This is a genomic window from Paenibacillus ihuae (assembly GCF_001368795.1).
GTDB classification, from domain to species: domain Bacteria; phylum Bacillota; class Bacilli; order Paenibacillales; family Paenibacillaceae; genus Paenibacillus_AQ; species Paenibacillus_AQ ihuae.
The window spans coordinates 3,587,600-3,599,391 of record NZ_LN831198.1 but is presented as its reverse complement, the minus strand read 5'-3'; the positions used below and the strand labels follow the sequence as shown (position 1 = coordinate 3,599,391).

Below are 11,792 nucleotides of genomic sequence, written 5' to 3'. Positions count from 1 at the left end.
TATGCCAAGAAAGCCATTCAGCTACAGGCCTTCGATTATATTCTGAAGCCGGTTAATGACGATGAGTTCATCAAAAGTATATCCGGCGCGATTGAGTCCCTCAGGGATGAATGGGAAGCTCATGATAAATACCATATGCTGATGTATAACCGCAAAGCCAGCTACAGTGTGCTGAGCGCCAATCTGATGCATGATCTGCTGCTGGGCAGGGTCATGTCCGAACGGGCGCTGGCTGCCAAGCTTGCGGAGTACGAAATTGCTTTTGATACGGAGACACAGGCGGCAATGCTGATGATCCAGCTCGGCAAGCATTATACGGCTATGGACCATCATTCCATCACGCTGATGGAATATGCTATCGGCAATATCGCCGAAGAGCTGTTCAAGGAGAGCTTCCGTGTCTGGTTCTGCAAAGCGCCGCATGACTGCCTAATTCTGCTGGTGGAGCCGAATGCGCAAATGCAGCAGCTTATCGGGCTATCGGAGCAATATGAAACGCTCCGCCAGCAGACGCTTAAAGATATAATTGACAGCTTCCGGGCGAGTGTGAGCAATTATCTCAAGGGAGACATTTCGCTGATTGTAACGGAATGGTTTGCGTTCCCGGAAGGATTGCCGGCTGCTTACCGCAGCGGGCTGAGCTCTATGTTTCTGGCAGCCCACAACGAAGCGGGCTCGGTGTTATTTCTGGAAGACAAACATATTCAGGAGCGGGTGGCTATTAAGTCGCTGGAGAGCCTGTACCGTCCGCCGACACTGATTCATCTGCTGGAATCGAAGCAGTGGGCTACTGCCCGTGAGAAGATCACGGATGTGTTCCGGGATATGGAAAGCGCCCGGTTCTCCAGAGAGCATCTGTATGAAGTGTTTCTGTCGATCACGAATGCCTTCATGTATATTGCCCACAAGGGCGGTCAATTTATCTCACAGATCGACCAGTATGCGCTGGATCCGCTGCTCACACAGAGCATTATCGTCTCTAATGACAGACTGCAGGACTGGGCGCTCGATATGCTCGGCAAGCTGGAGAAGGAGCTCTCGGAAAGCGACCAGTATACGAAGAGTTATGTAATTAAGCAGGTCCATGAACTGGTGGGCAATCATACCGGCCATGATCTGTCGGTCAAGACGATAGCAGATCATGTCTATCTCCACCCGGTCTATCTGTCGAAGGTTTACAAGGCCGAGACAGGTGAAGGATTAGGCGATTATATCATCCGCATGCGGATGGAGCGGGCACTCTACCTGCTGAAGAACACCAATAAGAAGATTTATGAGATTACGACCGAGCTGGGTTATCAGAATCCGCAATATTTCAGCAAAATGTTCAAAAAGCACTACGGGATGACACCAAATGAATTCCGGGACGGATAGAGGTTGGCAAAGGTGCAGAAACCTTGTTTTAATGACGTATTCGTGCAAACCGTTGTTCCCTATAATGAAGACATCACCAATACTTAAGGAATTCAAGGGGGAAGACAGAAGCATGAAGACAAAAAAAATGCTGCCGCTCCTGGGCATGAGCGTACTGCTGGCAGGCAGTATCGCCGGCTGCTCAGGAAATAATAATGCAGCCGGAGGAAATAACCCTTCCGGTAATGCCGCCAATACACCGGTAGAAACTGAAAACGCCTACAAGGATAAATATGATCCTGAAGTAACCATTACCACCGTCTGGGGGGTTGACCCCGAGCTGAAATTCAAGAACGGTGAAACCATTGAGAATAACGTCTCTACCAAATGGGCCAAAGAGAAATTCGGCATCAACATTAAATCGCTCTGGTCCATTACGGATACGAATGGCGCTTTCGGCACGAAGCTGCGTCTGGCGATGTCTTCCGGACAGGAAATGCCTGATGTAGTTACCATCGGGACAGGCGATGCCACCATCGCCCAGGATCTGATTGATTCTGGAATGTACCGGGAAGTAGGTACACTGTTCGACCAATATGCTTCTGATACCTGGAAAGAAGCGATGGCCCAGGACCCTAATGTCTGGAACCAATACAGCCGCGACGGCAAGAAAATGGGGCTTCCGGTTCTCGATTACGCATATAACCATGATTACATTCTATGGATCCGCCAGGACTGGCTGGATAAGCTGAACATGAAAGCACCGACAACCATCGATGAGCTGGAAAAAGTAATGGATGCCTTCAAGAACCAGAATCCGGACGGTCTGGCTCCGGACAAAGTGATTCCGCTCAGCATTGGCTTCAAGACAAGCATGAACACCTGGATGGGTGACCCATCCTGGATCTTCGGCGCTTACGGAACCCTTCCGCAGCAGTGGAATGTAGCGGCTGACGGCAAGCTGGAATACGGCTCCGTGAACGCCGGGATGAAGCAAGGTCTCGGGAAGCTGAAGGATTGGCTCGCCAAAGGCTACATTCCGCAGGAAGCCGCGCTTTGGGATGAGAACAAAACCTCTGAGCATGCTGTTGCGGGAACAGCCGGTATTATTCCTGGACCTTACTGGATGAGCGGCTGGCCGCTGCAGGATACGGTGAAGAACGCACCGGATGCTGTCTGGGCACCAATCAACATTCCGGCCGGTCCGGACGGAACCGTTATGCGCCATGGGACACAGTTCACCAACGGCGTTACACTGATCAGCACCAAAATGAAGAATCCGGAAGCGTTCTTTACGTATGAGAACTACCTTTACGACAATTTCGCTAACCCGCAGCCGGGCAGCGAACTGGACAACGGCCTCTTCGCCGGTTATGACTATGAACTGGACGCAAGCGGCAAAATGATCGCTAATGATCAGATCAGCGGCGGTTATGTGAACAGTGTCCGTTACCTGCTGGTACGCGACGGCGCACGTATTCCTGATGCCCAGATGAAAGCCCTGCTTAACCTGGCTAATGGTGCTGAGCCAACAACCAGACTTGAGAAGGATGTAGCGGTTAACTATGGTAAGGGAACACCTGCGGCTGCCAAGGTGCTGCTGCAGCAGGAAGACAAATCCTTCAAGAATATGTTCACCGGTCCGACTACGGAAACCATGAAAGCGAAGCTGGATTATCTGAACAAGATTGAGAACCAGACGTTTAACGAAATCATCTACGGCAAACAGCCGCTGGATTCGTTCGACAGCTTCGTTACTACCTGGAATGCAGGCGGCGGCGAGCAGATTACCAAAGAAGTCAACGAGTGGTATGACAGCGTAAAATAAACACGGCGCTTACAAGCTTAAGACAGATACAGGACCGTTTCCTGCGGCGAGATTTCCGCCAGCAGGAGGCGGTCCTGTTTGCTTTTTCATGGGGAAAGAGGGATGTACCGCGGGTCGCCGCGGATGGGACAAAGACATTGCTTTTGTACCATTTATATTGGTTTTGCTGTCTACTAGCCCCATTTCACCGTTGCTATAATTTGATTATGAAGACAGAAGAAATCGACTAGGTTGGGGGCTTAAAGGATGAGAACACTAAGAAAAAACTGGCAATTCCATGTAATGCTGATTCCTGCGATGATACTGCTGATTCTGTTCAGCTTTATCCCGATGGGCGGCATTGTAATGGCCTTTCAGGATTACAAACCATGGCTGCATATCTCCGGTTCGGAGTGGGTAGGCCTTGATAATTTCAGGTATCTTTTTGAACGTGAGGACAGCATGCAGGTGATCTGGAATACACTGATCATTGCGGTGCTGAAGATGATCTTCAATCTGCTTGTACCGTTTATTTTCGCGATTATGCTGAATGAGGTCCGCAAGCTGGCTATACAGCGTACCATTCAGACACTGGTTTATCTGCCGCATTTCCTGTCCTGGGTTATTCTTGGCGGGATTCTCCTGGACCTGCTGTCCACGGACGGCTTTGTCAATCAGATTCTCGGCAGCTTCGGGGTGCAGCCAATCTTCTTCCTCGGGGATAACAACTGGTTCCGCTTTACGGTGATTTTGACAGATGTGTGGAAGGAATTCGGATACAATACCATCGTCTTCCTGGCTGCGCTTGCCGGCATCAATCCTTCACTGTATGAAGCGGCGGAGATCGACGGTGCAAACCGCTGGAAGCAGACCCGCTTCATCACGATGCCATCCCTGATTCCGATGGTTGTGGTAGTAGGCACGCTTGCGCTCGGGAACGTGCTGAATGCCGGCTTTGACCAAATCTTTAACTTGTACAACCCGCTGGTCTACCAAAAGGGTGATATTATCGACACCTTCGTCTACCGTACAGCGATCCAAAACGGCGAGATGGGCTTCGGAACAGCCATTGGATTGTTCAAGTCTGCGATCAGCATGGTTCTGATTCTGGTCTCATATCAGCTGGCTAAAAAATGGGCGGGCTACCGCATCTTCTAAATCAACCGGGAAAGAGGGAAACCTATGTATTACAAAACAAGAGGCTACCGCGTATTCAGCGTACTTAATACCTGTTTTCTAATTATTCTGGCTGTTATGTGTATCATTCCGCTCGTTCATGTGCTTGCGGTTTCGTTCAGCGCCAAATCAGCGGCGGATGCCAATCTGGTCGGTTTGTGGCCGAAGCAGTTTTCGTTGGAAGCCTATAAAAAGACCATCGATAACCCTGTATTTCTTCATTCCATCTGGATTTCGGTGCAACGTACGGTTCTAGGAACAGCCCTTACGCTGCTCATTACGTTCCTTGCGGCTTATCCCTTGTCCAAAGAAAATTCGGCCTTTAAAGGCCGGACGATTTACTCCTGGCTGTTTGTCTTCACCATGGTATTCAACGGCGGAATGATCCCGTTCTATATCGTTATTCAGAAGCTCGGCCTGATGAATTCCTTCTGGGTTCTGGTGCTGCCGGGTGCAGTTAACACCTTCCTGATTATTCTGATGCTCAACTTCTTCCGCGGTGTACCGAAAGAGCTGGAGGAGGCAGCACTGATCGACGGGGCGAATCATTTCCGCACCATGTTCAGTATTTATCTCCCGATCTCGCTGCCGTCCATTGCTACGATTGCCCTGTTCAGTATGGTGTTCCACTGGAACTCCTGGTTCGACGGGCTGCTGTACATGAATAATTCCGATAAGTTTCCGCTCGCTACATTCCTGCAGACCGTCATTATCCAGCGGGATATGAGCTCCATGAGTATTAATCCGAAGGAGATGGAGCTGATCTCGCAGACCACGGTACGTGCAGCGCAGATATTTATCGGAGCGGCTCCGATCCTGCTGGTCTATCCGTTCCTGCAGAAATATTTTGTTAAAGGAATGACACTCGGCTCAGTGAAGGAGTAGTGGGTGATGACAGGAGATTATACCAACGGAATGGATGTTTCGTTTCTGGATGAGATTGAACAGGGAGGCGGGGTCTTCAGGTACGGCTCCGGCCCGCAGGCCGGACAAGCCGCAGACCTTCTGGAGATTCTGAGGGACAGCGGTGTGAATTCTATCCGGCTGAGGATCTGGAACGATCCGCCCGGCGGCTTCTGTAATCTGGAACGTACGCTCGTCATGGCGAAACGGATCAAAGCGGCCGGGCTTGGCTTCCTGCTCGATTTTCATTATTCGGACAAGTGGGCCGACCCCGCGAATCAGTGGAAGCCGCAGATCTGGACGGGACTCGACTTCGAGGCGCTGCGCTTATCTGTCTATGAATATACACTGGAAGTGCTGGAGGCCCTCCAGTATCAGGGGACGCTGCCGGATATGGTGCAGATCGGAAACGAGATCACACCGGGCTTTCTGTGGGAAGAGGGCCGGGTAGACGGCCAATATGATACGCAGGAGCAGTGGATCCGGTTTACCGAACTGGTGAAGGCCGGGATTGCTGGAGCCAAGGAGATCGCACCGGAGCTGCCGGTTATGATCCATATTGACCGGGGCGGAGACAATGACGCCAGCCGCAGGTTTTTCGACCGCTTCGAGGAGCACGGCGTAGAGTATGACGTTATCGGCCTCTCCTTCTACCCTTGGTGGCACGGTACTCTGGCTGATCTGGAGCTGAATCTGGGCGACCTGGCACAGCGTTATGATAAAGATATCATTGTGGTGGAAACCGCTTATCCGTGGACATTGGCAGGACCGGAAGGGTTCCCGCTTATCGTGAAGGAAGCAGAGCAGCTGCATGAAGGTTATCCGGCTACCGTAGAGGGACAAGCTGCATACCTGCGGGAGCTGCACGAACTGATCCGCCGTACCCGGCATGATAGGGGCATAGGCTGCTATTACTGGGAACCGGCCTGGATTCCCTCACAGCACGAGTGGTCCGTCGGCCATGCGAACAACTGGTCCAACCTCACCCTGTTCGATTATGAGGGACGGGCACTGGCTTCACTGGATGTTTTGAACTAGCCTACATGTATAAGTTCTATAGGAAAAGGCAGACCGGAGGAAGCTCCGGTCTGCCTTTTTGCGCTGCCGCTGATGGAGGATTTACTTTTACTGGGGATACAGGCAGTGTCCGGGATACATCTAAGATGAAATCCGCTGCATGAGAGTAAAAATAAGGCTTTTCTCCCATACTACCGTTATTCTGGCAGGAGGTGCACGGAGATGAATAGCCAATCAGCGCCCGTAATTTACATACAGCTTAAGAACCGCTTGTCGGTGCCTAAGGGGCAGGGGGTCATGCTGCGGGATGTGGCTTATCTGATTGCTGAACCGCAGTGGCGAGAACCGCTGTATTCAATTCTGCTGCTCCAGCCGGAGCAAAGCGACGGGAATCTGATTCTAATCGATTTGCTGACCATTATTCCCCGTATCCAGGAGCTTGTACCGGATGCTGATATCCAGCCGATCGGCGAGGGGCGGACCATTGTACAGATTGAAGGGCCGGCCGAGGCCCGCAAGCCATCGGTTGCCCTGTTCGTCCTCGTATGGCTTCTGCTGTTCTTCGGATCGGCGCTGACCATTATGAATTTCCATGCCGACGTCAACATGCTAGAGGTGCACATCCGGGTAGTCGAGATGCTGACCGGACGGCGGGATGAGCATCCCTATATGTTCCAGATTGCCTATTCACTGGGAATCGGGTTTGGGATGGTGATTTTTTTCAATCATCTGTTCAAGAAAAAATGGAATGAGGAGCCGACCCCGCTGGAAGTAGAAATGTTTCTGTATCAAAAAAATATCGATCACTATGTTGTGCATGAAGAATACAGCAAGATGAATAACCATACTGAACCATCCAGGCGTAAGGAGGATTCCTCATGACAGCGCCAATCCTACTTGGCCTGCATTTGCTGCTTGGGGTTGCGGGAGGAATCGCAGTTGGCGGAGGGGTTATTGCCCTGTTCATTGTACTGGATATGGTGCCCCGTCTGGCCCAGCTGACTTCTTCCTATGACAAGGTGCACTGGTACGAAGGTGCGATGGTAGGAGGCTCGCTGCTTGGAACCATGAGTGATTTCTGGAACTGGAAAATTTACGCCGGTCCTATAGCTGAGCTGGGAGTAGGGCTGCTTGACGGAATATTTGTCGGAATGCTGGCGGCCGCCTTGACAGAAGTGCTGAACGTGCTGCCTATTCTGGCTAAACGTCTGTACATGACCCATTATCTGTTTGGCCTTTTGATGGCGATGGTATGCGGGAAGGTTGCGGGCTCTATGTTTGACTGGTTTGTATACCAGAGGTAAACCAGGGGTTCCGGAGCTGGCCGGAGCCGGGAGTGAAAATGTTGTGAGATAAAGCTCATTGAACTTGAGGAGGTTATGGAGTGGTAAGGTATATTCATAGTGGAGATCACGTTGAAGATAACGATCACGTTAAAGATAAACAGGCAGACTCCGATGAAAAGGTCTCTGCTGACAGCCCGCCGGGTGAAGCGGAAGCGGCGGAAGAACCGGGGATGCTGTTTGACCATGGGCAAACCGTTCCCGAAGGCGACCGTTCAGTGGTTGGAGACGGCTCGCCGGATCAGGAAGACGAAGAGCCGAAGCAGGAAGCGGAGCCAGAAGCTTCGGGCAGTTCTGATACGGAGGCGGACCGGCTTCAGGGAGATCGCTCAGCTTCGCCTCAAGAGGAGGCTGAACCGGATTTATCCGGTGTTGACGAGGTACACGCAAGTGGACAGAGCAGCGGACAGTCCGGGAAGGAGTTTATATTCACACTGTTAGACAGCGATTCAGAAACAGAGGATATCCCTGAGACCGAAATATCCGGCAACCAGGATGCTGAGGCCTCCGCTGAGCTTGGGACGGATATTGGTGTTGATGCCGGTGCGACCGGCTATAGCGATCATGATTTGCAGGTTTCGGATGGTGCGGGCACGCCGGATCAGGAGGGACCGGATTCGCAGCAGGAAGAAGAGCCGGAGGTCCAAGGCAGTTCTGATACCGAAGAAAGTTTGGAGGCAGATGCCAATGAGCCAGAGGGTGCTGAGAGCACTGAGGAAGGCAATTCGGAGACAGACAATAAGGCATTAGCCGACAGCGAACAAGACGGAAATATGGATCCAGACGGACAGGCGCAGGATGCAGAGGCGTCAAGCGAGCTGGGGACAGAGGAACCGGAACCTGCCAAAAGGGGGTTCTTTGCCAGACTGTTCGGAGATGATCCGGAAACGGAGGAGGAAGAATCCGCTGAGGATCTGGGGATGGATAAGCAAAGCAAGCAGCAGGCAGAAGCGGAAGCCGACGGCCTGAAGGATCAGGCCGGGAAGTCCAAGACCGACAAAAAGCAAGCTCAGTCACAGGAACCCCAAAAGGCCGATCCGAAGCAGAAGAAGCGCGACACTGAACACTCTGATTCCCTGGAGCAATCGATTATCTACTGGCAGGGAAATGACAAAATTCCCGCGCGGCTGGAGGATACGAAAGGTACGCTGACGGAGGTACTGGGACTCGGCTCCTCTTTTGACATCGTATTCAGGGAAATGTCCTTTGGCGGCCGCAGGGCTGCACTGCTGTGCATCAGCGGATTCGCCAAGGATACAATCATTGACGAAATTCTGAAACGGCTAACCTATCTGACGCCTGAAGATATATCCGCCGATGTGCTCGCCAGCTTCATGAGCGAATATATTCCCCACATGCAGGTGGAAAAAGGCGAGCTGTTAAGCGAGAGCATTAACAAGGTGCTGTCGGGCATGAGCGTGTTCTTCATTGAAGGGGAGACACAGGTTATCATTATGGATACCCGCTCGTATCCTTCACGCAGTCCCGATGAGCCTTCCATTGAGCGGGTAGTACGCGGTGCGCGTGACGGATTTACGGAGACCCTGCTCAGCAACGTGGCGCTGGTACGCAGAAGAATCCGCGACCCCGGACTGAAATTTGAGATGCACCAGGTGGGCCGCCGGACGCGGACGGATGTCTGTGTGGCATATATTGATGACATCGTGGACAAGACGCAGGTGAAGGCCGTCACTGACAAGATTAAAAGCATTGACATCGACGGCATACCGCTGGCGGACAAGCAGCTGGAAGAAGCAATCGTGGGCAGAGGGTGGAATCCCTATCCGCTGGTCCGTTATTCAGAACGCCCAGACACTGTAGCTTCGCATCTGCTGGAAGGCCGGCTGGTAATCTTTGTAGATACCTCGCCAAGCGTCATTGTTCTGCCGACGACGTTTTTTGATCTCTGCCAGCATGCAGAGGAGAACCGGCAGACTCCGTTCATGGGAACCTATCTGCGCTGGGTACGGTTTATCGGCGTCTTCGCCTCCATGTTTTTGCTCCCTTTATGGATGCTGCTCGTAATTCATCCGGAGCTGAAGCCGGCCATGCTCGATTTTATCGGACCACAGAAAATGGCCAAAATCCCGCTGCTGGCCCAGTTCCTGATCGTCGAGCTTGGGGTCGATCTGCTGCGGATGGCAGCGGTGCATACGCCGACACCGCTCGGTTCAGCTATGGGTCTGATTGCTGCGATTCTGGTGGGTGATATCGCCGTGCAGACCGGACTTTTTGTCAATGAAGTGGTGCTGTATATGGCGGTGGCCTCCATCGGGATGTTTGCAACACCGAGCTATGAGCTGGGGCTGGCTAACCGGATCGTCAGGCTTGCTCTGCTGCTCGCGGTAGCTGCGTTCCAGGTGCAGGGGTTTATGATCGGGACTACACTGCTCATTGTTCTGCTGACTATGCACCGGTCGTACAACTCCTCGTATTTGTGGCCGTTTATACCGTTTAATGCAAAAGCCTTTGGCGCTATTCTCGTACGTCAGCCTGTGCTCAGCGCCAAAACAAGGCCTTCTTTCAACAAAACAAGAGATAATACCCGGATGCCGCCCGTTCAGGAGAATGATCAATAGTCGCACAAAAATACAAATCAACTGCAAATTAGTCCATTCTATGGCGTTCCCTCTGTCTGCTATACTGAATACACTAAATAGCCCTTGTTAGGAATGAGTTTTAAATAATCTGCCTAATTTTAGAACTCTGCGGGGCTGAATAACATATAATAGACAGGTTGGAATCGAGATATTCCACAGAAATTGGAGGACTGAACAATGTTTTTACACGGGACGAGCCGAATTAATGATGCCGGTCATTTGGAAATCGGCGGATGTGATGTGACCGAACTGAAGGCGGAATATGGTACCCCGCTATATATAATGGACGAGCAATTAATCCGGCGCCGCTGCCGCGAATACATGGATGCCTTCAGAGCTTCCGGGCTCGGATTTCAGGTAGCCTATGCCAGCAAAGCTTTTTCAATCATGGCTATGTGCCGTTTGGCTGATGAAGAGGGCTTGTCACTAGATGTAGTGTCTGACGGAGAGCTGTATACAGCCCTGCAGGCCGGCTTCCCGGCGGAGCGCATTCACTTCCATGGCAACAACAAGACTCCGGATGAGATTGAAATGGCAATTGAAGCGGGAATCGGCTGCTTCGTGGTCGACAACCTGGTGGAGATGAACCTCCTGCAGGCTATTGCAGCCAGCAAAGAAGTGACCGTAAATGTGCTGCTGCGCGTTACGCCGGGCGTTGAAGCCCATGCCCACCATGCCTATGCTTCGACCGGCCAGACCGATTCGAAGTTCGGCTTTGATATCGGCAACGGCTCCGCTTATGCTGCAGTGCAGCAGGCTGCGGACCAAGCCAACCTGCAGCTGCTTGGCGTTCATTCGCACATCGGCTCGCAGATTTTCGAAACCGAGGGCTTCCAGCTTGCGGTTGAACGGATCGCTGACTTCACCCGCAAAGTGAAGGAAGAGCTGAACATTGATTTCCCTGTCGTCAACCTCGGCGGCGGTTTTGGTATCCGTTATGTGGAAGGCGATACGCCGCTGCAGGTCTCTGAATATGTGGCAGCCATCACGGATGCGGTGAAGACGCATTTCAGCGGAATCGGCAGCTCGCTGCCGCAGATCTGGGTAGAGCCGGGCCGCAGCATCGTCGGTGATGCCGGCACTACGCTGTATACCGTGGGAACGAATAAGGAGATTCCGGGAGTCCGTAAATATGTGGCTGTTGACGGCGGCATGACAGATAATCCGCGCCCTGCACTCTATGAATCCAAGTATGAGGCGCTGTTGGCTAACCGTGCTACGGAAGCCAATGAAGAGACAGTCTCCATTGCCGGCAAATGCTGCGAGAGCGGTGATATGCTGATCTGGGACGTGGAGCTTCCTAAGGTTGCGAGCGGTGATCTGCTTGCAGTGGCCTGCACAGGTGCATATAATTATTCGATGGCCAGCAATTACAACCGGATTCGTCGTCCGGCTGTGGTCTTTGTACAGAATGGACAGAGCGATCTGGTTGTACGCCGCGAGTCCCATCATGACATCGTCGCCAACGATATTGTACCGGAGCGTATTGCCAAGCAGGCTGTTACGAAATAATTACTGCCCTGCCGAAAACCGCAGTTTATGAAGATGTGCATGAAGCCAGCGGAAAACACTCCCGCTGGCTTTGCTTTGTGC

At 52.1% G+C, this 11,792-nt stretch carries 9 protein-coding genes; all 9 read left to right on the top strand.

Annotated features, from left to right (window positions below):
• Window positions 1-1,374: response regulator transcription factor (locus AQR02_RS16560; RefSeq protein WP_245237512.1), on the top strand; the 1,374-nt coding region annotated here is incomplete at its 5' end.
• Between the two features lie 112 nt (window positions 1,375-1,486).
• A complete protein-coding gene (locus AQR02_RS16555) occupies window positions 1,487-3,181 on the top strand; it encodes a type 2 periplasmic-binding domain-containing protein (RefSeq protein WP_054941423.1) in 1,695 nt (564 codons plus the stop codon).
• 246 nt (window positions 3,182-3,427) lie between these two features.
• Window positions 3,428-4,318, top strand: coding sequence for an ABC transporter permease (locus AQR02_RS16550; protein WP_054941422.1), 891 nt, complete (start codon window positions 3,428-3,430; stop codon window positions 4,316-4,318).
• A 24-nt stretch (window positions 4,319-4,342) separates the two neighbouring features.
• A complete protein-coding gene (locus tag AQR02_RS16545) occupies window positions 4,343-5,221 on the top strand; it encodes a carbohydrate ABC transporter permease (RefSeq protein ID WP_054941421.1) in 879 nt (292 codons plus the stop codon).
• Between the two features lie 6 nt (window positions 5,222-5,227).
• The gene (locus AQR02_RS16540; RefSeq protein ID WP_054941420.1) at window positions 5,228-6,277 is read left to right on the top strand and encodes a glycoside hydrolase family 53 protein; all 1,050 of its coding nucleotides are present in this window, start codon (window positions 5,228-5,230) and stop codon (window positions 6,275-6,277) included.
• A gap of 201 nt (window positions 6,278-6,478) precedes the next feature.
• On the top strand, window positions 6,479-7,138 hold the full coding sequence (locus tag AQR02_RS16535) for a stage V sporulation protein AA (RefSeq protein WP_054941419.1): 660 nt from the start codon (window positions 6,479-6,481) through the stop codon (window positions 7,136-7,138).
• A complete protein-coding gene (locus AQR02_RS16530) occupies window positions 7,135-7,560 on the top strand; it encodes a stage V sporulation protein AB (RefSeq protein WP_054941418.1) in 426 nt (141 codons plus the stop codon). The genes AQR02_RS16535 and AQR02_RS16530 overlap by 4 nt, the downstream gene beginning before the upstream one ends.
• Window positions 7,561-8,519: 959 nt before the next feature.
• Window positions 8,520-10,178, top strand: a complete 1,659-nt coding sequence (locus AQR02_RS16525) for a spore germination protein (protein WP_054942138.1) — start codon at window positions 8,520-8,522, stop codon at window positions 10,176-10,178.
• 198 nt (window positions 10,179-10,376) lie between these two features.
• Window positions 10,377-11,711 carry a diaminopimelate decarboxylase gene (gene lysA, locus AQR02_RS16520; protein WP_054941417.1) on the top strand — a complete coding sequence of 445 codons (1,335 nt, stop codon included), beginning with the start codon at window positions 10,377-10,379 and terminating at the stop codon, window positions 11,709-11,711.
• The last annotated feature ends 81 nt before the right edge of the window (window positions 11,712-11,792 follow it).

Bases quoted from the DNA above. Each gene is read 5' to 3' on its own strand.
- AQR02_RS16555 (WP_054941423.1), top strand. From the start codon at position 1,487: ATGAAGACAAAAAAAATGCTGCCGCTCCTGGGCATGAGCGTACTGCTG.
- AQR02_RS16550 (WP_054941422.1), top strand. From the start codon at position 3,428: ATGAGAACACTAAGAAAAAACTGGCAATTCCATGTAATGCTGATTCCT.
- AQR02_RS16545 (WP_054941421.1), top strand. From the start codon at position 4,343: ATGTATTACAAAACAAGAGGCTACCGCGTATTCAGCGTACTTAATACC.
- AQR02_RS16540 (WP_054941420.1), top strand. From the start codon at position 5,228: ATGACAGGAGATTATACCAACGGAATGGATGTTTCGTTTCTGGATGAG.
- AQR02_RS16535 (WP_054941419.1), top strand. From the start codon at position 6,479: ATGAATAGCCAATCAGCGCCCGTAATTTACATACAGCTTAAGAACCGC.
- AQR02_RS16530 (WP_054941418.1), top strand. From the start codon at position 7,135: ATGACAGCGCCAATCCTACTTGGCCTGCATTTGCTGCTTGGGGTTGCG.
- AQR02_RS16525 (WP_054942138.1), top strand. From the start codon at position 8,520: ATGGATAAGCAAAGCAAGCAGCAGGCAGAAGCGGAAGCCGACGGCCTG.
- lysA (WP_054941417.1), top strand. From the start codon at position 10,377: ATGTTTTTACACGGGACGAGCCGAATTAATGATGCCGGTCATTTGGAA.